The sequence below is a fragment of the Alcanivorax sp. genome, assembly GCF_040119285.1.
GTDB lineage: Bacteria > Pseudomonadota > Gammaproteobacteria > Pseudomonadales > Alcanivoracaceae > Alcanivorax.
Map to the genome: position 1 here is coordinate 384,770 of NZ_JBEDTY010000004.1, position 26,104 is coordinate 410,873.

The following is a 26,104-nucleotide window of genomic DNA, read 5'->3' on the forward strand; positions in this document are numbered from 1 at the left end:
GATGATCGACCATGCTCAATGCCTTTCTGCAGTTTTACGTTGACCACCAGTGGCTGGCGCTACCGCTGGCGATGCTGTCTGCGGTGGGGGTAGGGATCCTCTGGATGGGCTGGCTCACCCTGATGCTGACCGCTTTTGGCCAGCGCCTGTGGTTATGGGGTTTTGCCATTCTTCTGCTGCCAGTGCCCGTTTCCCAATGTTTTGCACTGCGCCACCCAGCGATGAACCCCTGGGCAAACCGCTTAGTAATGTGGGGGTTGTTGTTATCGCTGCCCATGCTGGTGCTGACCGGATGGTGGGCCTGGGTGGCGCTGACGCAGCCCTCACCGGTTCCGTAATCATGTCGCGTTGTCGTGTAGCCAGTGCGTGGGTTTGTCTGGTTTGGCATAGCTGAGCCGACCGATGGACTGGCTGCGGTGGTAGCTATCCAGCCCGGATAAGGCCACCGTGCCAGCCCGTTCTATATTTACAAAGCCATCGCTTTCTACGGTATTGTCTGGAAGTAAAATGTGCTCAATGGCGCCGATCACCAGAACGGTATCGTTAACGGCTAGCGTTTGAGTTTCGATCACCACCATTCCCAATTTAATCCGCGCCTCCTCCACGAACGGCGCCTGAAAAGCGGGCAGGTAAGATGGCGTCAACCCGGTGGCAGAAAATTCGGAAATCTCACGGGGGTAACGAGCAGAGGTCTGATGTGCTGCCTTTAGGATATCCTCATGTACTTGGTTCAGTGTATAAACCCCTGTCGCCGCTAGGTACTCGAGGCTGTGTCTTTCCACGGAATGGGGGCGCATGATCATACCCATCAAGGCAGGGTCGGCACCGAGGTGGAAACAAGAGCCGACCATGGCCAGGTTTTCCTCTCCACTGTCTGAGCAAGTGCCGACAAGATTGGCACTTTTGAAGCCGGATAAGCTGTTAACAAGGTTGACTCGCTGACCGCGCGGTAGATGGTTGAGTGTATCTGCGGTTAGATGCATGGTGTGATTCCTCTTGGCCCCGTATTATCAATGGCTGCGTGAGCAAACCGTGGAGGCCCGTTACCTGTTATGGCAAATCCTTTCGATCGCGATCAGATTATTCAGCAATGGCAACCCCTCAATTGGGAGGCTTTTGATCCGCTGAGTGAATCCAGCCAGCGTTATGTGGCGTACTACGGCCTCAATTTTGCCGAGCACCTACCGGACCTGGAACATGGCTTCGGCTATTTCGAGGCGGCAGGATACATGCTTTCTGTGCATGGCTGGCGGCCACAAGGGGCAAAGGCCCCCAAGGGCACGGTATTGATTTGTCATGGTTACTTCGACCATGTGGGGTTATATCGACATGTGATTGGCCATGTGCTGGAGCTGGGCTATGCAGTGCTAGCCTACGACTTGCCCGGCCATGGGTTAAGTACAGGGCCGCAGGCCGTAATTGCGGATTTTCGCACCTATCGAGATGTGCTTGAGCAGTGCTTGTCGCTGGCAGCGAACCACTTTCCCAAACCTTGGCATGTAATAGCTCAGAGTACTGGCGGCGCCATCGTGATGGATTATCTGCTGAGCAGAGGAGAGGGCGATGACAATCCTTTCGAGCAGGTTATCTTACTGGCTCCTTTGGTGCGCCCCTTTAAATGGGGGACGGCTCGCTGGTTGCATACCCTGATTAGCCCGTTTACGAAAACATTGAAACGGGTTTTCACCATTAATTCCAATGACCCTGATTTTCTTGATTTCCTGGAAAACAAAGACCCCCTTCAGGCGCGAAGAATTTCAGCTATTTGGGTGAGTGCTTTAAAGAAGTGGTTGCCGGGTTTTGAAAAAGCATCACGGATAAAGGTATCGCCGGTGGTGATTCAAGGCGATTTAGATGAAACCGTGGACTGGCAATATAACCTTGCAGTGATAAAAACTAAGTTTAAAGATCCGGATATTAGGGTTTTGCCAGGGGCGAGACACCAGCTTGCCAATGAGAACGAGATGTTCAGGCGTAAAATATTCGCTATTATTGACGAGTATCTGGCGTAATGCTGATTTTTTACGCTTTGTTACTTGAGCCCGTTGCGGGTTTGTAACAGTGTTGGTCTACAGTTCCCGGTTTAGGGGATTTTATGTTTTTTACAAGGAGTCTATAGAATGAACAGTAAATGGATATTGGCCGCCGCTTCAGGTGCGGTCTTGTTGAGCCAAGCAGCGGTAGCAGACCTGAACGCAGGTGCTAATGCTGCGGTGAATGCCCAAGCAGACGCCGATGCTGCTGAGCAGACTGTTCGTGATCAGCGTGATGCGGCTAAGGCAGACGCCAAGCAGATGGGGAAAGATGCCCGGGCGCAGCGTGACCAGATGAAAGATGATGCCAAATCGCAGCACGACGCCATGAAAAAAGACGCGAAAGACAAGCGTGATGCGTTGAAGGATGACGCGAATGCCATGGGCGATGATGCTCGTGCTAAACATGACGCTAGCATGAAAAAAATGGAAGAGAATCGTGATGCGGCACGCCAGCGTCATGAAGATGCGCTAAATAATGCCCAGGGCGCAAACGCTGAAATGAATGCCGGCGCCGCGGGTGCCAGTGCTGAAGCGAAAGCTGATGCAAAGGGCAAAGCGGAGAAAGAGGAAAAAGCCTGGTTTAATTTCTGGGATTAATCTCTTCAGCAAAAAAGGCCGCAATTTGCGGCCTTTTTTATGGGGTTTTCTGTCTAACACTTGGCATTAGGTATTAAGCGCTCGGTTCCTTCATGAATAAAGAGCCTATACCGCTGCCTCTTTTTTATTTCTTTATGTTTAGTACTGATTGACCGTGCCATTTTCACCGACTAGAACCACGTCCGCAGGGCGTTTGGCGAAGAGCCCGTTGGTAACAACACCGACAATATTATTGAGTGTGGTTTCCAGTTCAATCGGGTTTACGATGTCCAGGTTATGGACATCCAAAATAATATTGCCATTATCAGTAACAAACCCTTCCCGGTATTCCGGCTGCCCCCCCAGCGCCACTAGCTTGCGGGCGACATAAGAGCGGGCCATGGGGATAACTTCTATTGGCAGGGGAAAGGCGCCAAGGCGTTTGACTTGTTTGGAAGCATCAACAATACAGATGAACTCTTTGGCGACAGCAGCAACAATTTTTTCACGGGTAAGTGCGCCGCCGCCGCCCTTGATCATTTCCCTATGCCGATTCACTTCGTCAGCACCGTCCACGTAAACCGGCAGGCTCCCCACATCATTCAGTGAGAACACCTCAATGCCGTGTTGCTTGAGCCGCTCGGCGGTGGCATCAGAGCTGGGGACGACGCCTTTGATGCGATCTTTCAGAGTGGCCAGGCCGTCGATAAAAAAGTTGGCGGTGGAGCCGGTGCCCACGCCGACGAAGGCTCCTTCGGGGACGAAACGCAGTGCAGCTTCCGCTACCTGCTTTTTCAGCGCATCCTGATCCATGTGGGTATCCTGTTGTTTGTCGATATGTATCGCCGATAAATTGTGCACCAATTATAGTCCAGCCAAGGCGTTGACTCGACCCCGGCCTATCGCATTTGTGCCGGTCAGCCCCTAGACTATTCCTTTCCTTCACAGAATGAGCCCGGAATCCTCCATGCTGGACAAATACGTTAAACGGATACTGCAATCCCGCGTCTATGACGTGGCAGTGGAAACTCCCATTCATGCAGCGCCGTTAATTTCCAAACGTATTGGCAACCGGGTGCTTCTCAAGCGTGAAGATCTGCAGCCGGTGTTCTCTTTCAAACTGCGCGGCGCCTACAACAAGCTGTGTCAGTTGAATCAAGAGCAGCTGGCCCGTGGTGTGATTTGTGCTTCTGCGGGTAACCATGCGCAGGGGTTGGCCTTGGCTGCTTCCTCCATGGGTGTGAAAGCGACGATTGTGATGCCGCGCACCACGCCGGATATCAAGGTGAGCTCCGTGCGCCGTCATGGCGGTAAGGTGGTGTTGCATGGTGACAGCTTTGATGAGGCCCTGGCTCACGCATTGAAACTTCAGCAGCGGGATAACCTGACCTTTGTCCACCCCTACGATGACCCGGATGTGATTGCCGGACAGGGCACTGTGGGCATGGAGATTCTGCGTCAGCAAAGTCGTGAGCTGGATGCCATTTTTATCCCTGTGGGTGGCGGCGGTTTAGCGGCCGGCGTCGCCGCCTATGTTAAATATGTGCGCCCGGAGGTGAAGGTAATCGCCGTGGAACCCGAAGATGCCGCTTGCTTGAAAGCGGCCCTGGAAAAAGGGCGCCGAGTCACGTTGCCGGAAGTGGGCTTGTTTGCCGACGGTGTTGCCGTGAAGCAGATCGGTAAAGAAACCTACAAGGTGCTGCGCGATCATGTGGATGAGGTGGTCACTGCCACCACCGATGAAATTTGTGCTGCGATTAAGGATTCCTTCGAAGATACCCGCGCCATCTGCGAGCCGGCGGGGGCATTGGCGTTGGCGGGTCTGAAAAACTGGGTAGCCAAGCATGATGTGCGAGATCAAACCCTGGTGGCTATTCAGAGTGGCGCCAATGTGAATTTTGACCGCCTGCGCCATGTGTCTGAGCGGGCCGAGCTGGGGGAGCAACGCGAAGCCATTTTGGCGGTCACCATTCCTGAGTCGCCGGGGGCGTTTCGGGCGTTTTGTCAGGCCCTGGGACGTCGCGGCATTACCGAATTCAATTACCGTTACAGTGATGACCGCGATGCAAACATCTTTGTGGGTATCCAGCTGCGCCCTGATGGCGAAGCCTTGCAGGCGTTAATGAACGAGCTGCAGGAACGCGGTTATCCAGTGGTAGATATGAGCGGCAACGAGATGGCCAAGCTGCATATTCGCCATCTGGTGGGGGGGCACACTTCCCGGCAGGACCTTCAGGAGCGCTTATTTCGAGTGGAATTCCCGGAACGCCCCGGTGCGCTGATGAAGTTTCTCCAGTCCTTGGGTGAGAAATGGAATATCAGCCTGTTCCACTACCGTAACCACGGCGCTGCCTATGGTCGCGTGCTGGTGGGTTTCCAGGTGGAAGAGGGTAAGCAGTCACGGTTGCTGGAGGACCTCAAAAAGGTGCCCTATCCCATGGTGGAAGAGAGCGACAACCCCGCCTACCGATTGTTTTTGAACTAGACGCTTTTTTGTCTGTCAATTAACTCTGGCGTAGCGGGTTTTTCTTCTGTTACGACCTTCACCGAGGTGATTTTTCCTAACCCGTTGAGTTTATATGCATTGGTGGTTTGGAAAGGCAGGGGGTGACGAGAGAGGCGGGCCTTGTGTTTCGAGGTTTAGCCGCATGTTTGGTTAAGTAATGTTAACAGCTTGCGCTAACTGCTTGACTTTACATTTGGAAATGATCAGATTTTGATTCACTTGGCATTTTATGCTGTTGAATTAGACTAATGTGACAATCTTGTTAAGACTTTTGGGTCACTTTCTTTATATTGTTGTACCGTTTTGGGGAAGAAAATAATGAAGAAAAAGCCGGACGCCTTGGTGCTACTGGCCGTGGTTTTTGGGTTGGGCGTGCTGGTCAGCAGCCTGACTCATGGCGGAAACGAACCGGATTACCAGCGTTACGCTGACAGTGCAGGCATTACCGTCACTCAGACGCAGCAGTAACGATACAATCCACCGGTTGGTCCCATGGGGCCACCGGTAGCTCTCCTCGCTCCATTTTCTGAAAATCGTAACCTGCAGCCACCAGCCGTGGTTGGCGGGGATGCCTTGCCAGTTGTTCCAGGGTGCGATCGTAGTAGCCCCCGCCCATTCCCAGCCGATATCCCGCCTCATCAAACGCCACTGCCGGCAAAATAATCACATCCAGAGCCCATAGCGCTCGGCCGCGATAGCGCAGGGCGGGTTCCTGTATTCCGTAGGCATTGGGTCGCATGGGGTGATGGTGCTGCCAGAGACGAAATTGCAGATAGCCGGGCCGCAGAGGGTCAACAAAGGGCAGATAAGTACAGGCTTGCTGAAAGCGAGGGTGGCGCAGAGCCGGTTGCAGATCCAGTTCGCCATCATTAGGTAAATAAATGCCTATGTGGCGAGCGGGGCGATGTTTAATAGCTCGGGTTAAGGCAGGGCCAAAACGGGCGCTGGCGCGGCGTCGCTGGCCACGGCTTAGGGCACGGCGGCGCTGTCGGAACTGGCGGCGCAGTTGCTGGCGTTGTCGCGTGGCGGTAATTGTCGCGTCAGGCATCCGGCATCCGGCGTCAGACCATAATATAAGGGTGCTTCCCGGCCCGCCGCTGTGGGTTTGACCCTTGAACCGAAGGCTCAAGGTGGAGGCAGCAGCATTGCCCTCAGGCTTTCCGCTCAATAGGCGGACATGCACACGGACAAGGCAATATATGCCCCCGGGTAGTACATTATCGGCTCAGGGACCTGACCCTCTGGCGCACGGGCCAGGAAGCACTTGGGGACATTATAACAGTGCGGAGGGGGCGGGGTCAGCCTTGACAGGAGAGAGAGTTGCGAGTTGAAACACGAAAAAAGACTGCCGTCAGTTGGCGAGACTTGCGTCGCTCACAAGCGCGATGACCATGCTTAAGAGAAAGGCTGGCATGCGGCGTTGAAGTGAGTTGCATGGCGACGAGAAGGGGCGCGTTTCAACCTTGAACGTTTAACTCGTCATTCAAAGCTTGCGGCGGGCGTCTTCGAAGGCCTGGATTTCTTCTTCCAAGCGGCCAAGAAGGGCCTGGACCCGGGCTTCGCTCTCGGAGTCCTGGGAGACACTCTGGCGGGCGCGGAGCAGTTCGTGGCTCATATTCAGGGCGGTCATGATGGCGATGCGTTCCAGGCCGATCACGTTAGCATCGCGCACTTCACGCATTTGTTCGTCTAGGTAGCGTGCGGCCGCCAGCAGGTTGTCCTGTTCCCCGGCGGGGCAGGCGACGCGATACTCCTTGTCCAGTAGATGAATTACCAGGGAGTTTTCGTTAGACATTCGGGATTACACCGCATTGGCTGTGGGTCAGGCAGGAGGCCACTTTCAAGACTCCTGTTCGAGAGATTTCAAACGCGAAATGATGGCCTCGACTTTATTGCGGGCCGCGTCATTTTTTTTCAGTAACCGGGCCCGTTCTTCAACCAGTTTTCCTTCGCGCTCATACAAGGCTTGGTTCTCTTGGCGAAGCCGTGCGCTGATGCGTAGCAGGTCATCGACCCGGGCCTCCAGTTGCCTCAGTTGTTGTTCTGTCGTCATGGCAAAATGACCGCTGTTCGCCTAAGGTAGCTCCCCTGCACCTTACCGGTATGTGTCGGTAATGGCGCCCCAACCTAAATTGCAGGTTTTTTGTACTATAGGTGTGGGGTCTGCAAGGGTCAATGAAATTCAAGTGTGATAGCCACTTAGGCCGCACTTCTCAGGTAATCCCCAACTCTGCTTCCGGGGGCCGCCGCGCTAGCGGAACAGTGGCTGTTGAAAACGGAAAGACGCATGTCCAACAATATTGATTTTGAGGTTCTCGTCCAAGGGCTGGCGGCCGCCGGCGTAAAGCACTCTCCCAGCGAGCTGCAAGGTGTGATTGCTGGCCTGTTAGCGACTGGGCACGGTGGCCATAATGAAGAGTTGCTTGGTGTGCTGGCGGCTCATGTGGATATGCCCGAGGGTTTCGGCGCCGAAATGAACGGCGCCCTGCTGGCCGTACGTGACCAGCTACATGCGGGCTATCAGGGCACTGGCTTAGAGCTCACACTGCTGTTGCCGGCCGATGACGATGATCTCGGCCTGCGAGTGGCGGCCCTTGCTCAATGGAGCGAGGGGTTTTTAGTGGGTTTCGGTACCGGTTCTGCCAATACTCACGACAAGGATTTGTCGCCGGGTGTACAGGAGTCCCTGTCCGACCTTGCGGCCATCAGCCAGGTGGCTACGCCTGATGATGACGGCGACGCGGAAGAGGATATGTATGAGCAGGTTGCCGAACACTGCCGGATGTCGGCCCTGATGATTTACACTGAACTGGTCATGCGCCATCAGGACAAGCCGGCTTCAGCGCCGGCTGACAAGACGCCGCCAACCCGTCATTGAAGGAAGCGGCGTGCCTGACGCTACACGCGGAAACCGATAAGTGCCTGTTAAGGAGTAGTTTTGAGTATCAGCCGTGAGGAATTCGCCCTGCGTCGCCAGGACCTGATGTCGATCATGGGGCCTAATAGCATCGCCATCCTCCCCGCCGCCCCGGAACGCACCCGCAACCGGGATGTGGAGTACCCCTACCGGCAGGACAGTGATTTCTGGTACCTCACCGGCTTTGCTGAGCCGGAGGCGGTGATGGTGTTGTTGCCGGGTCGCGAGCACGGTGAGTATGTGCTGTTTTGCCGCGATCGTGACCGCAGCATGGAAATCTGGAACGGCTACCGTGCAGGGCCGGAAGGGGCGGTGTCTGAATATGATGCGGACGATGCATTCCCGATCAGCGATATTGATGAAATTCTACCGGGCCTGATCGAAGGCAGCGAGCGGTTCTATTACGACCTGGGCCACGACAGTGAATTCGATCGGCGCCTGATGGGCTGGGTGAACAGTATCCGCGAGCGAGTGCGTAGCGGAGCGCATCCGCCCGGTGAATTCGTGGCCTTGGCGCATCATCTGCACGACCAGCGACTGTTCAAGTCCGCGGCGGAAGGCAAAATCATGCGTAAGGCGGCGAGCATTTCCGCTGGCGCCCATGTGCGGGCCATGCAGGCGGTTAAGCCGGGCATGATGGAATATCAGCTGGAAGCGGAATACATCCACGAGTTCATGCGCCATGGGGCGCGCAGCCCGGCCTACCCGAGCATTGTCGGCGGTGGGCCGAATAGCTGCATTCTTCACTACATCGAAAATACCGGGAAACTGAAAGACGGTGACCTGGTGTTGGTGGATGCCGGTTGCGAGCTGGAATACTACGCCTCGGATATCACCCGTACTTTTCCGGTGAATGGTACATTCAGCAAGCCACAGCAAGCCTTGTATGAGCTGGTCTTAGCCAGTCAGTACGCCGCCATCGAAGCCACCCATCCAGACAATCACTGGAACGCGCCCCACGAACAGGTGGTGAACATTCTTACCCAGGGTTTGATGGACCTGGGCCTGTTAAAAGGCGAGTTTAACGAGCTGGTGGAAACCGAAGGCTATCGGCCCTTTTTCATGCATCGCACCGGTCATTGGTTGGGCCTTGATGTGCATGATGTCGGTGACTACCGCGTTCAGGAGCAATGGCGTCAGCTTGAGCCGGGGATGGTTCTGACGGTGGAGCCGGGGTTGTATGTGGCGCCGGATGATACGTCCGTGGAGGAGCAATGGCGTGGTATTGGCATTCGTATTGAAGATGATGTGCTGGTAACTAAAGCCGGGTGCGAAGTCCTTAGCCACGAGGTGCCCAAGGATGTGGCGGGTATCGAAAAGATAATGAAAGGCAATTGAACGTTTAACGTTGAAGCGTGAAGAGTGCGTTGTGCCGAGCACGAAGGTGGCTGGATCGCGGGTACGGCTTTGAAGGGCCGACAACCTCTGATTTGTGCTTTTCAATTTGGAGCTCGCCCTGCAACTTCGCGCCTCAAGCGGGGCCTGGATAGTGAAAATGGACGTTGGAATGACGCAGCAACCTCTGGTGATCGTGGGTGGTGGTATGGCCGGTGCTTTGCTGGCGCTATTGTTGCGCCATCATGGGGCGGGCAGAGTGGTGTTGGTCGAAAGCCACCCGTTGTCGTTGCCAGAGTCCCCGCCGTTGACCCCCAGTTTTGATGCCCGTAGTACGGCCTTGTCCGCAGGCACTTTGTCGGTGCTGGATGATCTTGGGCTGGCGGGCGCCATTCGCGAGCACGCCGCTGCCATTGATACGGTACATGTGTCACGACAATCCCGGCTTGGCATTACCCGCATATCCGCCCATGAAGAGGGCGTGGATCAGTTGGGCGCAGTAGTCGAAAACCGCTGGCTGGGGTTTGTGCTGCTCGGCGCCTTGTTTGCGGATAAGAGCATTCAAGTGCGGGCACCGGAAACGCTGTCTGGTATCTGTCGTGTTGAGGGTGGCTACCAGGTGAGTCTGGCCTGTGGTGAGGTGCTCGAAACACCGTTATTGGTCGCAGCCGATGGCGCTCGATCGAAGACCCGGGAGTGGCTGGGGATCAGCGCACGGGAGCATGACACCGGGCACGATGCGTTGATTGCCAATGTCTCTTTGGCGGCGGGCCATGAAGGGATCGCCTACGAGCGCTTTTTGAATGATGGCCCCATGGCCTTATTGCCGTTGCCGGATCAGCGTATGGCGTTGGTGTGGACAGGGCCGCGCGAGCAGGTGGATTGTTGGATGGCGTTGGAGAATAACGAAGTACTGGCACAATTACAGGCCCGTTGCCCGGCAGGCGCGCCACGCCTTTCCAGCATCGGCGAGCGCCAACGTTATCCGCTGGTACTCACCGAGGCCTGTGCACAGGTGGTGCCTCATGGGGTGGTGGTCGGTAACGCCGCCCATACCTTGCACCCGGTGGCCGGGCAGGGCTTTAACCTGGCGGTGCGGGATTTGTTGGCTCTGGCGCAAACCGTGGGCGGCAATTCAGACCCCGGTAGCTTGGTGACCTTGCAAGCCTACGCGGAAAAACGGGAAAAGGATCAGGCCATGATCAGCCAGGCGTCTCGTTGGGTGCCAGAATTGTTCCGGGTGCAGCACCCGCTTTTTGCACACAGCCGCCAGCTGGGGCTAGTGGCGATGGATATTTTACCCGGGCTACGCAGCGGTTTTGCGAAACGGGCCATGGGATTGTGAAAGCACTTAAAAACGTGAGGACAAAGCGTGCAACCCAATAGCGTGTCGCCTGCAAGCGAAAAGAAACATATCGTCATCGTCGGTGGTGGCATGACTGGCGGGCTGCTGGCGGTGCTGCTGGCGGAGCAGGGGCTTACCGTCACCGTGCTGGACGGGGCGCCTGCTCCGACCATGCCTGAAGGGGCGGCACAATTACGGGTGTCTACGCTTACCGAGGCTAGCCACTGGCTGTTGCGTAATACCGGAGTGTGGGATTGTCTGGATCTGTCGCGGGTGCAGCCGTATCACGCCATGCAGGTGTGGGATCAGGATGGTACCGGGGAAGTGTTATTCCGGGCGGAAGAGATCGGGGCGCAGAGTTTGGGCTGGTTACTGGAGAACGGGCATTTGGCCGCCGCTTTGTATCGCAAAGCCGCGACCTTGCCCACGCTGGATTGGCAATGCGGTGTGCCGGTCGATGCCCTGCGGCGTGATACCACGACTGGACAATGGGCCGTGCGCAGTGGCGATTCGTTCTGGCAGGCTGACTTGCTGGTGGGCGCCGATGGTGCCCGTTCGCAAGTGCGAGAGCAGGCGGGCATCAGCGGTGGCCCCCGCGATAGTGGACACCATGCGCTGGTGGCCACCATTGCCACGCAACAGCCCCATAACGGTTGTGCCAGGCAGGTGTTTATGGAAACCGGGCCGTTAGCGTTGCTGCCGTTATTTACTGGCGAAGGTCAGGATGATCAAAGGCAGTGCTCTATTGTTTGGTCCGGTTGGCCGCAGCGAATTGCGGCACTGCGAGACAAGGACGCGGTGGCGTTTGCGGCGGAATTGCAAGCTGCCGTGGGCGACGCTCTGGGGTCAGTGTCTCTGCTTAGTGAACGGGCGGTGTTTCCCATTCAGGAGCGCCATGCTAGCCAGTATGTATCAACAGGGTTGGCGCTAGTGGGAGATGCAGCCCATGTGATTCATCCATTAGCCGGGCAGGGCGTGAACCTGGGGTTGTTGGATGCCGCTGTGTTGGCGGAAGAAGTAGCAGGGGCCTGTGAACAGGGTCGCGGCTGTGCTGATCCTCGAGCGCTGGCCCGTTATCAACGCCGCCGTCGCGGAGAAAATTTGTTGATGCAAAATGCCATGCGTGGATTCCAGTCCCTGTTTGAACAGCGGGCCATGCCGGTGCGCTGGTTGCGTAACACGGGCATGCGTTGGGTAAATCAGGCGGGCCCAGTGAAAGGTTTTTTTGCTCGTCAGGCCATGGGGCGAAGCACGGATCTTCCCGTTAAAGCGAAACCGCCCGCGGGCGGCGCTAGAGCTCATCGACGTTAGCTGGCATACTGCCATCAGTTAAGAATCATTCTTGTTTAGAAATAGTTGGAGCGAATGGATATGCGCGTGTTTGGCATCGTAGTGGGCGCCGTGATTATGGCGTCTGGTCTGTGGGGGTGTTCTGAGCCTGCCACTGATGAAGAGTTGGTGGTTTATACCTCTCGCAATGATCATCTTATTAAACCGGTGTTCGATGCCTACACCGAGGCAACCGGGGTGCGTATTCGTTATATCACCGATAATGCTGCGGCCCTTACCGCCCGCTTACAGGCCGAGGGTGAGCGTTCCCCTGCGGACATGCTAATCACTGTGGATGCCGGTAACCTCTGGAACGCCGCTGAAAAAGGGCTGCTTAGCCCGGTGGAGTCGGTGGTACTGAGCAACAATGTCCCAGCGGCACTCACTGACCCGAAAAAACAATGGCATGGCCTGACAGTGCGCGCGCGTACTTTGGTTTACTCACGCGACCGGGTACAGCCCAGTGAGTTGTCCACCTATGAAAACCTGGCGGATCCTCAATGGAAAGGGCGCCTGTGTCTGCGCACATCCAAGAAGGTGTACAACCAGTCATTGGTGGCGACCATGATTGAGCGTCAAGGCAAAGTGCAAACCGAGGAAATCGTACGTGGTTGGGTGGCCAATTTAGCCACAGATGTATTCTCCAATGATACCGCGTTAATGGAAGCGATCGTTGCAGGGCAATGCGATGTGGGCATTGTTAATACGTACTACTACGGTCGCATGAAGCGAGATAACCCACAGCTACCGTTGGAGCTATTCTGGGCCAATCAGGATACCAGTGGCGTGCATGTGAATATCTCTGGAGCGGGGGTTACTGTGAATGCACCGCACCCGGAAAAAGCCAAGGACCTGCTGGAGTGGCTGACTCAACCCGCGGCTCAGGAACTGTTAGCCGACCGCAACCTGGAATACCCGGTGAATGTGTCGGTGAAACCGCCAGAAGAAGTGCGCTCATGGGGGGAGTTCAAGGCCGATGATCTTAATGTCAGTGTCGCCGGTGCCCTACAGATCGAGGCGGTGAAACTGATGGACCGTGCCGGGTATCGCTAAGCGGTGATGCGGCGCGGCGGGTTTTCGTGCAGTGGGGCCAGCGTGATTGCGCTGGCCCTGTTGGTTGTGGTGCCTATTCTGGTGTTGCTCGCTGCCTGGCGACAGCAAGAGTGGGCTACCTGGCAGCACCTGATGGATACGGTGCTGCTGCGCCTGATTGGGAACACCTTGTTCTTGATGGTGGGTGTGGCCATTGGCGTTTCGCTGCTGGGCATTACTCTGGCTTGGTGTATGGCGACCTTGGAGTTCCCAGGTCGTCGCTGGCTGCAATGGGCAGTGTTGTTGCCCATGGCCATGCCGGCGTATGTGCTGGCGTTCGTGTTGGTGGACCTGCTCGATTACGCCGGGCCGATACAAACCCAGGTGCGCGCCTGGTGGCCGGCCTTTCCCGGATTCAGTGCCCGCCACCCCCTGTGGGTCGTGGTCACTCTTTCTTTGGTGCTTTACCCCTACGTGTACATGCTGGCGCGGCTGGCTTTTCAGGCTCAGGGGCGTGCTGTGCTGGAGCAGGCGCGCATTCTTGGTGATGGCCCGCTACGGGCATTTTTGAAGGTGGCGTTGCCCATGGCCCGGCCGGGCATTGCTGCAGGGCTGGCGCTGGCCTTGATGGAAACCCTGGCCGATTTCGGCGCGGTGTCGGTGTTTAATTTCGATACCTTTACCACCGCCATCTACAAGAGTTGGTACGGCTTGTTTAATTTGCAGGCGGCCGCGCAGCTGGCCTCCTTGCTACTGCTGTTTGTGCTGGTGTCATTGTGGCTGGAGCGCCGTGGCCGGCGTCGTGCCCGGTTTAGTGAGCTGGGTGGCCGGCAAATAATGCGGGTGCGGCCGCGGTTTGCCTGGGGCATTTCGGTGTTTGCCTTTGCTGTGTTGTTCATGGCATTCCTGCTGCCGGTGAGCCGGCTGTTGTATTGGGTGGTGGGCACCGGTATCGAAGGCTTGGATAGTCGCTTTGTCAGCCTGATCTGGCGCACTTTTTTGCTGGGGGCTATGGCGGCTTCATTGATTTTGGTATTGGCCAGCTGGTTGGCTTGGGTGAAGCGTCACCAGCCCTCCAGAGTGGTGTCGGGCTCGGTGCAGTTGGCGACGTTGGGCTATGCTCTGCCTGGCTCAGTGCTGGCGGTGGGCATCATGGTCAGCTTCAGTGCCGTGGAAGCCCGGTTGGATCAGTGGGGGTTGTCGATTCCCTTGGTGGGCGGGCTGGCGGCGCTGATTCTAGCCTATGTGGTGCGTTTTCTGGCAGTGGCCTTTGGCCCGGTGGAAAACGCTCTGCAACAGGTGCGGCCCAGTTTGGTGGACGCTGCCCGTACCCTCGGTGCCAGTGCATCGGAGGTTAGCCGCCGCGTCTATCTGCCGATGATGTTGCCGGGGTTGTTTACCGCTTTGCTGCTGGTGGGCATTGATGTGATGAAAGAAATGCCCGCCACTCTTCTGCTGCGTCCCTTTGGCTGGGATACCCTGGCGGTGCGTATCTACGAATTGACCGCCGAAGGGGAGTGGCAGCGCGCCGCTGCCCCGTCGCTTACTCTGGTGTTGCTGGGGCTGGTGCCGGTGTTCGTGCTGAGCCGACGGCGCTAAATAACCAACGCCGGAAAGGCGCTATGACCGTTTCGCACCTTACCCAAGTTGGGGCAGCCCAAGGGATCTCCAAGTCCACTATCCCAGCCCCGCTCTTTAGTTTAATCCTGCCTACCTGACCCCTAACCTGCCCCTGCTTTGCTGCATCGGGGGGACCAGTAACGGTAACCCTGGGACTCACAGGTTCCCAGCAAGGGCGGTTCACGCGGTACCGCCGCCAGCGGTTGTTCCTGAACCTGGGTGAGGGGCGGAGTTGGCACCGGGGCTAAGTGTGCCGCTGGGTCTGCAGTGCAATGTCAAAGGCCTGCCTATTGATGATGTGGGGCAAGAAGGCCCGCTGCAGAATGCACAAGCGAAAGAGATGCCTTGGAAATCACCTTGGTTGGCCTTGAGGGAGGTAAAGTGAAGTTGGTCAGTCGGCGGACGCAGTGCTTTGTGTTTACAGCTGTTGGCTGCTCGTTGTGAATAACCCTCTTGTTTTTCTTCTCCTTCGCTAGCCCGCCCTTGGCCCGTTATCGTGGGCGCCACTATGCATTTTGTCGCCATTTAAAAGAATTTTACATTTACTTGTACGGATCAATGATAAATGGCGCTTTCTACCTATGTAAATGCATGTTCACTTTTGCATAAGGCAAGCCCCCGTCGCTGCCTTGGCGACAAATAACGTAAAAGTAACAAGAAAACAGCGAGGGAGTACAACAAATGACGGTGTCTTTATCGGGACGTGTCGCTGCCGTAGTCGGTGGTGTGCTGGTGCAATCTGTTGCCTTGGCGAGCATGGGAAATATCGGCACCACCTATGGTGTATTGCCCTCAGATATTGCTTCAGCGCAGGCTCTGAGCCTCTTTAGCAATCAAGTTTCTGCTACGTATTATAACCCTGCGGCCCTGGCCCAGGACTCTCGCGGTGAGTTGACCATCGGTCTGATGCATGCCGATCATGAACTGCGGGCGCAAAGTCTGGGCGGAGCCGATGCGCCAATCCGTAATGGTGACCTGCTACAGGATTCCCCCTCCCAGCAAGTGCTGCTGGGTATGAAAACTGACTTGACCTCGCTCACCCAATATAACCATCCGATTTACTTCGGCATGATGTTAGGGGTGGAAAAATACGGGGAGGAAATGCTCGCGTTCGATTCTGCCACCTCCCAGCAAGGCCAGTATTTTGAATATGGCCGGCAGCCCCTGTTCTTGAACCTCGGCGGCGCCACCCAGCTGTGGCGGGGGATCGATGTGGGCGTCAGCGCACGGATTACCCTGCATGCGGCGGCGGATCTGAGGGTCACCTCCGACTTGGACGGCAATACCCAGTACGAAGAGCTGGACGTATCGGCGAAACCATCGGTTCGTCCCACTTTCGGTATCAGTATGGATTGGGGGGAAACTTTCTGTGCTGAGGGCGATGATTGTTGGTTTAACGGGTTAGAAACCGCCTTTTCCTATCGCGGTTACGCCAACACCAAAACCGAAGTGGACGCCACGGCGGTGATTCCCGGCGTGATTCCCACCCCGGGCCTGATATTTAATATCAATACGCTGGATTCCTACCAGCCCAATATTCTGGCCGGTGGCGTGCAGTATCGGTCAGGCCGGTGGCGTACCGGTGTCACCCTGGAGTGGCAGGAATGGTCCGCTCTGGAAGACGAGTTTAGCAATGACACCATCAAGGATCAGACAGTGAGTGGTCAGCCCGGTCAGCTGAAGTTCCAGGATGTGGTGATCCCGCGTATCGGCACCCAGTTCCGTCTCAATGAAAACTTCTCATTCACCGGTGGGGTGGCCTATAGCGAATCGCCGCTGGAGTCCAATGCCTCGGTAGATGTGAATTATCTGGATACTGACAAATGGATCATCGGCCTAGGGGTTACTGCGGAATACAAGGCTCCTCGCATCCTTGCCTTCCCGGTCCGCTTTGATTTGGCTTACCAACACCAGATTCTGGAAGACCGCACCTTTGATGTTTACGACACCCAGTCTGCCGTCTACCCGCAGCCCAGCGAGCAAGTGGAGGCCAGCGGCGAAGTGAATGTGATCAGCGGCTCGATCACTCTTAAATTTTAACTCCGGGAGGCAAACACAATGATGCGAACAAGCCTATTTTTTGCTGCCGCACTGGTCCTGACCGCCTGCGGTGGTGATGGCAGTAAGCAGACGGTGGATTACAGTGAGCGCAATCGTGGCCACGTATTCTATAGCTACCCGGCAGATGCCCAGACTCAGGTCTCGGTGCACGCTCCAGTGGTGGTGCAGTTTTCCGAAGCACGGGATCTGGCGTCGGAGGATATTACCCTTACTGGCCCGGGCGGCGCCGTCGAGGTGGACGTGAGTGAGGCCGATGAGGGGCGCTCAGTGATTGTCACGCCGCGCCAGGCGCTGGCGTTCAACAGTGATTACACCTTGAGCGTGAGCGGTGTCAGCCTGGCGGGCTTCAGTGATGGCACCCTGAGCTTTACCACTGCCTCCGCGGCAAAAGGCCCGCACACCAGCCAGCAGTTAAGCGATGAGCTGGTGCTCAGCCGGCGTATGCCGTTTGGGGCCGACCAGCCGTTCATGGATTTTTCCACCATTCACCTGCAATTCTCGCAGCCGCTGGATCGCACTACCGTGGATGAAACCACAGTAAGTTTGCGCGATTCTGGCGGAAACAGGGTTGCGGCCACCTTGCTGGTAGATGGCACACGGCTAACCCTGGATCCGCAGAAAGACCTGACCCCGGGCAACGAATACACCCTGCAGCTGGGTGCAGCCCTGACCAGTAAAACCGGCGTGGCTTATAGTGGGGACAGTAGCATTCAGCTGACCCCGAAAGATTCCACCCCACGGGAAACCCTGGTGCTGGAGGCCATGGCCACAGACCCCACCAAGGAGTGTAACGAGGGTGGCGTTATGCTGTCGCCGCTGAGCGGTGATCCGATTAATTGCGTGCCGCTGATTGGTACGCTGTTAGGCGATGCCACAGCCGCCAAGCTCTCTGGTAATGTGTTTGCGGAGTTGGGATTTGTGCCCAATTATCCGGACGCCGCCCCGCTGCGAATCCGCAAAGGTTCGATCCTCAAGGGGGAGTCTCTGGATGTGCTGATTGCCGGCAATTTACCTGCGAGTTTCGACTCCGGCGAGGTGACCGTCAGCTTCCTCTCCGACGCCTCCGGGTATCTTTCACTGGCTCCATATAGCACTGTTCCGGAAGCGCCACGGCGGGTGCAGTTGACTCTGGATCTGGCGCTCTCCACGGCAGATTCCCGCGCCAACGGCGCCTTCACCCAAACGCTGTTGCAGGTCGAGCTGGTGGGGCGCGCTATTGTTGTAGATGGCCGTATGGTCATCGATGCCCTAGGCGTGGTAGAGCCAGAGGTGCTGGGCTTGGAAACCGCCTACGGTGTGCTCAGCCTCCATATGGAATCTTACCTGGATCAGGTAAATGCGCCCGAGCCCGAAGTTGATATTACCGGCCCGGGGCTGCAAAGCTGGCAACCTGGCGACTACGCCGATCGCTTCCGCCCCGGCGACCCGGTGGTGCTGAACTTTGATGAGACGCCAAACCAGGACACCATTATTCCGGGCACCACAGTGAGGCTGACTCAGCAGGGAGCCCCGGTGCCCTTCCAGTGGCGTCTTGACGGTGCTTCCCTGGTGCTCACCCCGGATGCCCCGCTGGCATTTGGCACCGATTACCAAGTGGTATTCACCGATGGCGTACAGGACCTGAGTGGCAACCCGGCCAACCCGCAAACCCTCGACTTCACCATGGTCGATGCCACCACTACCAGTGGCGCGCGCACGCCCTATACCACCACAGTGTATCCGGGCTTCCCCTGCGCCATTGACCCAGGTAGCGAAAACTTGGCCAATGGCATTCAGGGGCAGTGTGCCAGTGCCTATCAAAATGATGCCGGTGATCTGTTGCCGGTGCCAACCTTGCCTGCTAACCGCTCCATTGAGGTGCAGTTCTCGCGCAACATGGACGCCGATAGCATGAGGCTGGGTTCAGCGTGCGGGCAAGGCAGTGTTCGGGTGGAAAAAATAGACACAGCGGGTAATTGTCTGGAGGTGGTGCCCGGTCATCTGACCTCGGAAACCCGCAAGCTGACCATTACCCCGCAACAGCCCTGGGAAGACGGCACCCTGTATCGTTATGTGCTGGCGTCCCATGAGCGGGCCGGTTGTGGCGGTGATGTGATTTGCTCGCAAGACAATATGCCCCTGCAAACCGCCCAGCTATTAGGTCCGGATGCGGATGAGGGTGGCCCGAACATGGCCATTGCCTTCACGGGTGCACCGGCAAACGACAATGTGCTGCTGCCATTGCGTAATCTGCCCAAGTCAGACGTGAATGCCAACTTTGAGCTGGAAGATACTGAACTCAAAGCGACGGAAGAGCCGCCGGGCAGCGGCTTGTACCCGTCACCGACCAATGCCGCCAAGCTGGCTGTCACTGATGTTGGCGGGCTGGTTACGGCGGCAAACATCGGCTGCAATATTAACGATACTTGCCCGGCGGATAAGTTTACTTATCTCAATGGCGGGATCATTGCCGATATCGCTGGCTGGGATGAAGCGGAGCAAGCGCTCAAAGTCATCCTCTATCCGCCCGTGTTGATGACAACCAACACCAGTGTTTACGCACAGATCGCCGGTTTGGTCAGCCCTAACGTGCCCACCGAGCCCTTGGTAATGCGTGGCCGTTATGATGAAGATAGCAGCGGCAACCGGACGCTGCCGTTAATCGGGTGGATTCGCTATGACGAGGAGGAAGATCAGTTAATGTTTGACCTCACACTGGATCTGCTGCTGGATGCCCCTGAAATGGAGGCCCCACTGGGGTTGCCCTTTAATCTGCACGGTTACCCTATGGATGATTTGCAATTGTTGGGCCCTGTGGACTTTTTGCCAGATGGCAGGTTGGTTATCAGCTTGCTGAGCACGGCGGATCAGAACATTGATGTGCGCATTGGTGGGCCGGTGGCCACCATTGATCTGCAGCTTCCGGCTGGAGGAGTGAACCTCACCTTCCAAAGCGGGTCCATTAAGGAACCGCAGTAACCTCACTGTTTCTAACAGTGGCACTCAAGCCGGCCTGCGGGTCGGCTTTTTTGTGACTCGGGAGCGGGCAGCAGGCTCGACGGGGTGTTCTACCCGCATTGGGCAGATTAGTGGCCCAGCCTATGCCGCTCGGTCCCGGGTCGATATAATTCCCACTCACTCGTTCCATGGTGTTTTTTATGGCTCATCGCACAGCTTTATACGACGCTCATCTCGCCGCCGGTGGCAAAATGGTGGATTTCGGCGGCTGGGATATGCCCATCAACTATGGGTCGCAGATCGAAGAACATCACGCCGTGCGCCAAAATGCCGGTGTGTTCGACGTTTCTCACATGACCGTAGTCGATATCGCCGGCGCCGGTTCCCGTGACTACTTGCGCCAATTGCTGGCCAACGATGTGGACCGTATTGATTCCGGCCGTGCCCTCTATACCGGAATGCTCAACGATAGTGGCGGCGTAATCGACGACCTTATCGTCTACAAGCGGGACAGTGGCTGCCGACTGGTGGTAAATTGCGCGACCCGCGAAACTGACCTGGCCTGGATGGAAAAACACGCTGGCGGTTTTGCCGTGGATATTCATGAGCGCCCAGAACTGGCCATGTTGGCGATTCAGGGGCCCAAGGCCCGTGACATTCTTGCTGGCCTTTTGAATGGCAGCCGCGCCGAGGCGGTGAAAAGCCTGAAGGTTTTTGCCTTCGCGGAAGACGGTGATTGGATGATTGCCCGCACCGGCTACACCGGCGAAGACGGCGTGGAAATCATGCTGCCTAACGCCGATGCGGTGGCCCTGTGGGAGCAATTGCTTGAAGCGGGTGTATCGCCTATTGGGCTGGGGGCTCGCGATACGCTACGTCTGGAAGCGGGCTTGAATCTTTACGGCAACGATATGGATGAGAGCATTACGCCATGGGAAGCCAACATGGGTTGGACCGTAATGCTGAATGACCGCGAGTTCATCGGTCGCCAGCCCCTGCTGAACCAGAAAGAAAATGGCCACAGCGAACAGGTGGGTCTGATTTTGGAAGGCAAGGGCATATTGCGTGCCCATCAGAAAGTTTTGATGCCGAATGGGGAAGAAGGGGAAATTACCAGCGGCACGTTCGCGCCCACGTTAGGTAAATCAATCGCTCTGGCCCGCTTGCCCGCCGGCGCCACCGGTAAGGTGGATGTGGAAATTCGCAATAAACGGCAGGCGGCTCAGGTGGTTAAGCCGCCGTTCGTGCGTAATGGTAAAGCGGTGTACAAGGAACAGTAGCAGCATGCTGCGCGCCGCACGCAACATGCGGCGGGCCTATTTATTAGGCCGGACATGCCGATGGCATCTCCGGCAAGACATACCTTCTGTAGTCGCCCGCAATGCGGCTACTGAATACATTTCAGCGTGCATGCGTGCGGCATGCCGCGAGCAAGCGACTCTTAACAGGAGAAAACAATGAGCGAGATTCCAGCCGAGCTGCGTTATGCCTCCAGCCATGAGTGGGCCAAGGTAGAAGACGGTGTTGCCACGGTGGGCATCAGCGACCACGCCCAAGATGCCATGGGCGATCTGGTCTATGTTGAGCTGCCGGAAGTGGGCCAGGTTGTGGCCGCTGGCGATGAAACCGGGGTAGTGGAATCCGTAAAAGCGGCCTCCGACATCTACAGCCCGGTGTCTGGCGAAATCGTTGAAATCAACGAAGCACTGGAAGATGAACCCGAGCTGGTTAACAACGTTCCCTATGAAGGGGGCTGGTTGTTCAAAGTGCAGCTCACCGACGAAGGCGAGCTGGACAATCTGCTCACCGCCGACCAGTACCAGGCGCAGATCGATAGCGAATAACAGCTAGCCGTTATTCGCAGCCGGATGCCAGACGGCGGACGCACGACGCTTTGGGTTTTAGCTTAGCGTTAGGCTTTCGGCGTCAAGCGTCAGGCCGGCGTCAGAATATCGTGGCCTGACAGCCAACACCAACACCATCAGGTAGCCCCATGCCCTATATCCCCCATACCCCCGATGACGTGCGCGCCATGCTCGACGCCATTGGCGCCGATAGCATCGAAGATTTGTTCGATGAAATTCCTTCGCACCTGAAAGCCGCTGGCAAGCTCGATGCTCTGCCTGAAGGGCTGAGCGAAATGGACGTCACTCGGCTGATGAGCGACCGTGCTGCCCAGGATGCAGGCGCGGTCAGTTTCATCGGTGCCGGTGCCTACCAGCACCACGTGCCGGCGGCGGTATGGGAAATTGCTACCCGGGGGGAGTTCTACACCGCTTACACCCCGTACCAGGCGGAGGCTAGCCAGGGCACCCTGCAGGTGATCTACGAATTCCAAACCCTGATGACCCGCCTCACCGGCATGGACGTGAGCAACGCTTCTGTCTACGACGGTGCCTCTGGTTTGGCCGAAGCGGTGTTGATGAGCCTGCGAGCTAACCGCAAGAGCAAGTCCCGCAAGGTGCTGGTGCCCACCGCGGTGAACCCGCGCTACACAAGCGCGACCCAGGCCATCGTGGAAAATCAGGACGTGGCCCTGGAAAGGGTGGGCTTCGATGCCGCTAGCGGGCAGACCCCACTAGATGCACTCAAACCCTATGAAGGTGAAGATTACGCCGCGCTGGTGATTAGCCAGCCCAACTTCTTCGGTTCTCTGGAAGAAGTGGATGCGCTCACCGACTGGGCCCATGCCAACAAAATGTTGGTCATTGGTGTGGTTAACCCCACCTCCCTGGCGCTGCTGACGCCTCCTGGCGAATGGGGCGCAGACGGTGCAGATATCGTTGTGGGTGAAGGCCAGCCGCTGGGTGTGCCGCTATCCTCCGGTGGGCCGTACTTTGGCTTTATGTGCTGCAAGCAAAAATACGTTCGGCAAATGCCGGGTCGAATCATTGGCCGCACCGTGGACATGGAAGGCAAGCAGGGCTTCACCCTGACATTGCAGGCCCGCGAACAACATATTCGTCGTTCCAAGGCCACCAGTAACATTTGTACCAACCAGGGCCTGGCCATGACGGCGGCGACCATTTACACCTCGCTGCTGGGGCCGGATGGCCTGGGTAATGTGGCGGCTCATTGCCACGCCAACATTCAGGCACTGGCGGACAAGCTCACCGCTATCGATGGCGTTGAGCGTGCCTTCACCGCGCCGACTTTCCACGAAGTGGTACTGACGCTGCCCAAGCCGGCGGATCAGGTGCTGGCGGCGCTGGCCGAGAAAGACGTGCTGGGCGGCGTGAGCCTGGCCGGCGACTATGACATGAATAATGCGATTCTGGTGAATGCTACCGAAGTCCATTCCGAGCAGGATTTGCAGCTGTTCGAACAAGCCCTGAAGAGTGTCCTCAACGAATGGAGGGAAATGGCATGAGCGAGACACAACTGATTTTCCAACTGTCTCATCCAGGTCGTAGCGCCACCTCCCAAGCGCCCAAGGCGCTGGCGGAAGACACGCTGTCCGCCATTCCTGCGCATCTGCGTCGCAAAGAAAAGCCGGGCCTGCCGGAAGTGTCCGAAATGCAGGTGGTACGTCACTACACCAACCTGTCCAGCAAGAACTTCGCCATCGACAAGCAATTCTATCCGCTGGGTTCGTGCACCATGAAGTACAACCCCCGTGGCGCCAACCGTGCTGCCATGCTGCCGGGTTTTCTGAATCGTCACCCACTGGCACCGGAAAGCCACAGCCAGGGTTTCCTTAGCTGCATGTTCGAACTGCAGAATTTCCTGAAAGAAGTCACCGGCATGAAAGGGGTATCCCTGGCGCCCATGGCCGGCGCCCAGGGTGAGTTTGCCGGCGTCGCCATGATCCGTGCCTACCACGATGCCCGTGGGGATGATCAACGTACCGAGATCCTGATCCCGAATGCGGCCCACGGCACCAACCCGGCCACCGCTGTCATGTGTGGCTACAAGGTCCGTGAAGTTCCTGTTGGCGAAGATGGCGACGTGGACCTGGAAGCACTGAAAGCTGCTTGCGGCCCACAGACCGCTGGCTTGATGATGACCAACCCGTCTACTTGTGGCGTGTTCGAACGGCAGGTTGAAGACATTGCCAAAGCCGTGCACGAAGCCGGCGGCTTGCTGTACTACGACGGCGCAAACCTGAACGCCATCCTCGGCAAGGTGCGCCCCGGAGACATGGGCTTCGACGTTATTCACATGAATCTGCACAAAACCTTCGCCACCCCCCACGGTGGTGGTGGCCCCGGTGCCGGCCCGGTCGGTGTTTCCGAACGCTTGTTGCCTTACCTGCCCACCCCCATGGCCGGCCAGCGCGATGACGGCAGCTATCACTGGGTCGACACCGACTCGCTGGACACCAGCATTGGCCACTTGAGTGCCTTTATGGGTAACGCCGGTGTATTGCTGCGCGCTTATTTCTACGCCCGTTCCCTGGGCCGCGAAGGCATGATTCGCGTAGGCGAGTTCTCCACATTGGCGGCCAACTACCTGCTCAAGCGTCTGGAAGCGGTAGGTTGTACTGCTGCCTACCCGGATCGTCGTGCCAGCCATGAGTTCATCCTCACCTTCGCAAAAGAAGCGAAGGAGCTGGGCGTCACCGCCATGGATATCGCCAAGCGTCTGCTGGACTACAACCAGCACGCGCCCACCACCTACTTCCCGCTGCTGGTGCCGGAGTGCTTCCTGATCGAGCCCACGGAAACCGAAAGCAAAGAAGCGCTGGACGAGTTCGTGGATGCCATGGCCGCGATCCTGGAAGAAGCGCGCAACGAACCGGACATGGTGAAAGAAGCGCCCTTCACCCAGCCGGTACGTCGTCTGGATGATGTGAAAGCCGCTCGTGAGCTGGACTTGGCCTGGAGCGAATAAGAGACGCAGCACGCTTCATAGAACACGCTTGAAGCGATCAAAACCCGGCGAAAGCCGGGTTTTTTATGGGTGAAATTAAGTTGAAACCTCGACATCGCAGGGCGGATGCTAAAATCAAATTTCGATGCTGAACGCCCATGCCTACCTTGCTACCCCCTATCCAGCGGACTAATCACCCCCAGACCGCCCCGGTTCATAACATGCAGATACCGTTCGGTGGTCGACACATCGCTGTGGCCCAGCAACTCCTGCACCGTGCGGATGTCATAGCCGCTCTCCAGTAGCCTTGTAGCAAATGAGTGCCTGAAAGTATGTGGGCCGCAGAGCTTAACAATCCCGACCTTCTGTGCAGCATGCTTGATCTGCTTGCGAATGGTATCTGGGTGATGGTGATGGCGGCGAATAATGCCAGTCTGTGGGTCCCGGGCTGGCTCGCGGGAAGGGAAAATAAATTGCCAGCCCAACTGTGAAGCTTGGCCGGAGTACTTTCTCGCCAGCGCATAGGGCATCCATGCGGGGCCAACCCCGTTCTCCCTGTCCTGCTTATAATAACTGGTGGCCAGATCGATCTGTAGCTTCAGGCGCCCATGTAACTGGCCGGGAAGTACAGTGACTCGATCCTTGTTTCCTTTTCCTTCACGAACAATGAGCTGGCCTTGGCCGAAATCCATATCCTTGATTCTTAATCTCAAGGCCTCAGAAACTCGCAATCCGGAACCATACATAAGCTCAGCCATCAGTTTGAAAGGATCTTTTAGCTGCTTAATGATGATGCGAGCCTCCTCGTCGGTAAAAACGACGGGTGGCCTGCGAGACTTGCGTGATTGGCGAAAATTCAGAGCCGGAAACTCAATCTTGAGAAATTTGCGGTAGAAGCAGTTCAATGCATTCAAGGCAATTTTCTGCGTGGCAGGGCTGCAATGCCGCTGGGTAGCGAGATGAGTCAAAAAGGCCTGTATTTCCGGGGAGCTCATTTCGCGAGGATGCCTGCGGTCATGGTAGCGAATATAGGTAACCACCCAATGAACATAGGTTCGTTCAGTCTGGTAACGATAGTGATTAGTGCGCAGCCAGGCACGGAATTGATCAAGTAGCCTTACGGGCGTGTCAGGAATGGAAACCGGAATATCTGTGGTTCTATTGCTCATAGGGTTCTCCTTACCCATAGCAGGCTGGGGCTATGGAGGCCCGTGCTCAACAGAACGGGGCGCAAATGCGTGTAGGAGATATCTCAAAATTCGCTAAGTCATTGATCTTTGGTTCGCATTGCGACTTAAATGTGCATGGAGTCACCGGGAAATAGGCCGCTCGTTCGAGTTTTGTCAGATGCGAAAGGTTCTCGCTTCCTGGGTAAGTTACTAAGTTTTATGGGTTTATCGGAATTATATACGATGGCCTTTTAAGAAATATGTCGAAAAAAGATATGTCGAATCGTTCGACTGAATACGCTGTTAAATTTTTTGAGGCTATGAGCATCGGAAATTATATCTTCATAGTTTTGATCTTGCTGTCAGGTGCTTCCTGGGGGAAATTTCCTTATGAAGCTCTTCCTGATACAGGTCTAAGGTCTGAAAACT

23 protein-coding genes and 1 other RNA gene are annotated in these 26,104 nt (G+C 56.6%); 17 read left to right on the forward strand and 7 right to left on the reverse strand.

Annotated features, from left to right (window positions below):
• Positions 1 to 11: 11 nt before the first annotated feature.
• Positions 12 to 338: a hypothetical protein gene (locus ABNH10_RS02770; RefSeq protein WP_349384657.1), complete on the forward strand. Its 327-nt coding sequence runs from the start codon at positions 12 to 14 to the stop codon at positions 336 to 338.
• Here the strand turns inward: ABNH10_RS02770 and ABNH10_RS02775 are convergent, their stop codons facing one another.
• Positions 339 to 983, reverse strand: a complete 645-nt coding sequence (locus ABNH10_RS02775) for a flavin reductase family protein (protein ID WP_349384658.1) — start codon at positions 981 to 983, stop codon at positions 339 to 341. It abuts the gene before it with no gap.
• Positions 984 to 1,148: 165 nt separating this feature from the next.
• Between ABNH10_RS02775 and ABNH10_RS02780 the strand changes: the two genes are divergently transcribed.
• The gene (locus ABNH10_RS02780) at positions 1,149 to 2,012 is read left to right on the forward strand and encodes an alpha/beta hydrolase (protein WP_349384659.1); all 864 of its coding nucleotides are present in this window, start codon (positions 1,149 to 1,151) and stop codon (positions 2,010 to 2,012) included.
• 108 nt (positions 2,013 to 2,120) lie between these two features.
• A complete protein-coding gene (locus tag ABNH10_RS02785) occupies positions 2,121 to 2,633 on the forward strand; it encodes a hypothetical protein (protein WP_349384660.1) in 513 nt (170 codons plus the stop codon).
• Between the two features lie 138 nt (positions 2,634 to 2,771).
• On the opposite strand, the gene rpiA is transcribed toward ABNH10_RS02785, so the two are convergent.
• Positions 2,772 to 3,425, reverse strand: coding sequence for a ribose-5-phosphate isomerase RpiA (gene rpiA, locus ABNH10_RS02790; protein WP_349384661.1), 654 nt, complete (start codon positions 3,423 to 3,425; stop codon positions 2,772 to 2,774).
• A 136-nt stretch (positions 3,426 to 3,561) separates the two neighbouring features.
• On the opposite strand from rpiA, the gene ilvA reads away from it, so the two are divergent.
• On the forward strand, positions 3,562 to 5,097 hold the full coding sequence (gene ilvA, locus ABNH10_RS02795) for a threonine ammonia-lyase, biosynthetic (RefSeq protein ID WP_349384662.1): 1,536 nt from the start codon (positions 3,562 to 3,564) through the stop codon (positions 5,095 to 5,097).
• Positions 5,098 to 5,436: 339 nt separating this feature from the next.
• Positions 5,437 to 5,586, forward strand: coding sequence for a hypothetical protein (locus tag ABNH10_RS02800; protein ID WP_155131698.1), 150 nt, complete (start codon positions 5,437 to 5,439; stop codon positions 5,584 to 5,586).
• Here the strand turns inward: ABNH10_RS02800 and ABNH10_RS02805 are convergent.
• From ABNH10_RS02805 to ABNH10_RS02820, 4 genes are all read right to left on the reverse strand, one after another.
• The gene (locus ABNH10_RS02805; RefSeq protein ID WP_349384663.1) at positions 5,567 to 6,166 is read right to left on the reverse strand and encodes a 5-formyltetrahydrofolate cyclo-ligase; all 600 of its coding nucleotides are present in this window, start codon (positions 6,164 to 6,166) and stop codon (positions 5,567 to 5,569) included. The two genes, ABNH10_RS02800 and ABNH10_RS02805, sit on opposite strands and share 20 nt — an antisense overlap.
• A gap of 31 nt (positions 6,167 to 6,197) precedes the next feature.
• A non-coding RNA gene (ssrS, locus tag ABNH10_RS02810) (6S RNA) lies at positions 6,198 to 6,381 on the reverse strand.
• A 220-nt stretch (positions 6,382 to 6,601) separates the two neighbouring features.
• A complete protein-coding gene (locus ABNH10_RS02815; RefSeq protein ID WP_063521025.1) occupies positions 6,602 to 6,913 on the reverse strand; it encodes a cell division protein ZapA in 312 nt (103 codons plus the stop codon).
• A gap of 45 nt (positions 6,914 to 6,958) precedes the next feature.
• Positions 6,959 to 7,171, reverse strand: a complete 213-nt coding sequence (locus ABNH10_RS02820) for a TIGR02449 family protein (RefSeq protein ID WP_349384664.1) — start codon at positions 7,169 to 7,171, stop codon at positions 6,959 to 6,961.
• A gap of 234 nt (positions 7,172 to 7,405) precedes the next feature.
• On the opposite strand from ABNH10_RS02820, the gene ABNH10_RS02825 reads away from it, so the two are divergent.
• The 12 genes from ABNH10_RS02825 to gcvPB all read left to right on the forward strand — a co-directional run bounded on the left by ABNH10_RS02825 (position 7,406) and on the right by gcvPB (position 24,527).
• Entirely contained in the window at positions 7,406 to 7,996 is a 591-nt protein-coding gene (locus tag ABNH10_RS02825) for a UPF0149 family protein (RefSeq protein ID WP_349384665.1), read from the forward strand.
• 60 nt (positions 7,997 to 8,056) lie between these two features.
• The gene (gene pepP / locus ABNH10_RS02830) at positions 8,057 to 9,373 is read left to right on the forward strand and encodes a Xaa-Pro aminopeptidase (protein WP_349384666.1); all 1,317 of its coding nucleotides are present in this window, start codon (positions 8,057 to 8,059) and stop codon (positions 9,371 to 9,373) included.
• A gap of 169 nt (positions 9,374 to 9,542) precedes the next feature.
• Positions 9,543 to 10,715 carry an FAD-dependent monooxygenase gene (locus ABNH10_RS02835; protein ID WP_349384667.1) on the forward strand — a complete coding sequence of 391 codons (1,173 nt, stop codon included), beginning with the start codon at positions 9,543 to 9,545 and terminating at the stop codon, positions 10,713 to 10,715.
• Positions 10,716 to 10,742: 27 nt separating this feature from the next.
• Positions 10,743 to 12,026 (forward strand): FAD-dependent monooxygenase, encoded by a 1,284-nt coding sequence (locus ABNH10_RS02840; protein WP_349384668.1) that lies wholly within the window; start codon positions 10,743 to 10,745, stop codon positions 12,024 to 12,026.
• A gap of 54 nt (positions 12,027 to 12,080) precedes the next feature.
• Entirely contained in the window at positions 12,081 to 13,097 is a 1,017-nt protein-coding gene (locus ABNH10_RS02845) for an extracellular solute-binding protein (RefSeq protein WP_349384669.1), read from the forward strand.
• A 42-nt stretch (positions 13,098 to 13,139) separates the two neighbouring features.
• Positions 13,140 to 14,675 carry an ABC transporter permease gene (locus ABNH10_RS02850; protein ID WP_349384670.1) on the forward strand — a complete coding sequence of 512 codons (1,536 nt, stop codon included), beginning with the start codon at positions 13,140 to 13,142 and terminating at the stop codon, positions 14,673 to 14,675.
• Between the two features lie 702 nt (positions 14,676 to 15,377).
• The gene (locus tag ABNH10_RS02855; RefSeq protein ID WP_349384671.1) at positions 15,378 to 16,736 is read left to right on the forward strand and encodes an OmpP1/FadL family transporter; all 1,359 of its coding nucleotides are present in this window, start codon (positions 15,378 to 15,380) and stop codon (positions 16,734 to 16,736) included.
• 18 nt (positions 16,737 to 16,754) lie between these two features.
• Positions 16,755 to 19,715, forward strand: coding sequence for an Ig-like domain-containing domain (locus ABNH10_RS02860; protein ID WP_349384672.1), 2,961 nt, complete (start codon positions 16,755 to 16,757; stop codon positions 19,713 to 19,715).
• A gap of 179 nt (positions 19,716 to 19,894) precedes the next feature.
• A complete protein-coding gene (gene gcvT / locus ABNH10_RS02865) occupies positions 19,895 to 20,974 on the forward strand; it encodes a glycine cleavage system aminomethyltransferase GcvT (RefSeq protein WP_349384673.1) in 1,080 nt (359 codons plus the stop codon).
• Between the two features lie 177 nt (positions 20,975 to 21,151).
• Positions 21,152 to 21,538 (forward strand): glycine cleavage system protein GcvH, encoded by a 387-nt coding sequence (gene gcvH, locus ABNH10_RS02870; protein WP_349384674.1) that lies wholly within the window; start codon positions 21,152 to 21,154, stop codon positions 21,536 to 21,538.
• A gap of 149 nt (positions 21,539 to 21,687) precedes the next feature.
• Positions 21,688 to 23,064: an aminomethyl-transferring glycine dehydrogenase subunit GcvPA gene (gene gcvPA, locus ABNH10_RS02875; protein WP_349384675.1), complete on the forward strand. Its 1,377-nt coding sequence runs from the start codon at positions 21,688 to 21,690 to the stop codon at positions 23,062 to 23,064.
• Positions 23,061 to 24,527 (forward strand): aminomethyl-transferring glycine dehydrogenase subunit GcvPB, encoded by a 1,467-nt coding sequence (gene gcvPB, locus ABNH10_RS02880; RefSeq protein ID WP_349384676.1) that lies wholly within the window; start codon positions 23,061 to 23,063, stop codon positions 24,525 to 24,527. Before gcvPA ends, gcvPB begins: the two co-directional genes overlap by 4 nt.
• Before the next feature lie 149 nt (positions 24,528 to 24,676).
• Here gcvPB and ABNH10_RS02885 read toward each other — a convergent pair whose 3' ends face one another.
• Positions 24,677 to 25,675, reverse strand: a complete 999-nt coding sequence (locus ABNH10_RS02885; RefSeq protein ID WP_062810571.1) for an integron integrase — start codon at positions 25,673 to 25,675, stop codon at positions 24,677 to 24,679.
• Positions 25,676 to 26,104: the final 429 nt, after the last annotated feature.

Coding starts and splice junctions, on each gene's coding strand:
- ABNH10_RS02805 (WP_349384663.1), bottom strand. CDS start 6,166: ATGCCTGACGCGACAATTACCGCCACGCGACAACGCCAGCAACTGCGC.
- ABNH10_RS02800 (WP_155131698.1), top strand. CDS start 5,437: ATGAAGAAAAAGCCGGACGCCTTGGTGCTACTGGCCGTGGTTTTTGGG.
- ilvA (WP_349384662.1), top strand. CDS start 3,562: ATGAGCCCGGAATCCTCCATGCTGGACAAATACGTTAAACGGATACTG.
- ABNH10_RS02845 (WP_349384669.1), top strand. CDS start 12,081: ATGGATATGCGCGTGTTTGGCATCGTAGTGGGCGCCGTGATTATGGCG.
- ABNH10_RS02775 (WP_349384658.1), bottom strand. CDS start 983: ATGCATCTAACCGCAGATACACTCAACCATCTACCGCGCGGTCAGCGA.
- ABNH10_RS02770 (WP_349384657.1), top strand. CDS start 12: ATGCTCAATGCCTTTCTGCAGTTTTACGTTGACCACCAGTGGCTGGCG.
- gcvT (WP_349384673.1), top strand. CDS start 19,895: ATGGCTCATCGCACAGCTTTATACGACGCTCATCTCGCCGCCGGTGGC.
- ABNH10_RS02860 (WP_349384672.1), top strand. CDS start 16,755: ATGATGCGAACAAGCCTATTTTTTGCTGCCGCACTGGTCCTGACCGCC.
- ABNH10_RS02885 (WP_062810571.1), bottom strand. CDS start 25,675: ATGAGCAATAGAACCACAGATATTCCGGTTTCCATTCCTGACACGCCC.
- ABNH10_RS02855 (WP_349384671.1), top strand. CDS start 15,378: ATGACGGTGTCTTTATCGGGACGTGTCGCTGCCGTAGTCGGTGGTGTG.
- ABNH10_RS02815 (WP_063521025.1), bottom strand. CDS start 6,913: ATGTCTAACGAAAACTCCCTGGTAATTCATCTACTGGACAAGGAGTAT.
- gcvPA (WP_349384675.1), top strand. CDS start 21,688: ATGCCCTATATCCCCCATACCCCCGATGACGTGCGCGCCATGCTCGAC.
- gcvPB (WP_349384676.1), top strand. CDS start 23,061: ATGAGCGAGACACAACTGATTTTCCAACTGTCTCATCCAGGTCGTAGC.
- gcvH (WP_349384674.1), top strand. CDS start 21,152: ATGAGCGAGATTCCAGCCGAGCTGCGTTATGCCTCCAGCCATGAGTGG.
- ABNH10_RS02835 (WP_349384667.1), top strand. CDS start 9,543: ATGACGCAGCAACCTCTGGTGATCGTGGGTGGTGGTATGGCCGGTGCT.
- rpiA (WP_349384661.1), bottom strand. CDS start 3,425: ATGGATCAGGATGCGCTGAAAAAGCAGGTAGCGGAAGCTGCACTGCGT.
- ABNH10_RS02820 (WP_349384664.1), bottom strand. CDS start 7,171: ATGACGACAGAACAACAACTGAGGCAACTGGAGGCCCGGGTCGATGAC.
- ABNH10_RS02785 (WP_349384660.1), top strand. CDS start 2,121: ATGAACAGTAAATGGATATTGGCCGCCGCTTCAGGTGCGGTCTTGTTG.
- ABNH10_RS02825 (WP_349384665.1), top strand. CDS start 7,406: ATGTCCAACAATATTGATTTTGAGGTTCTCGTCCAAGGGCTGGCGGCC.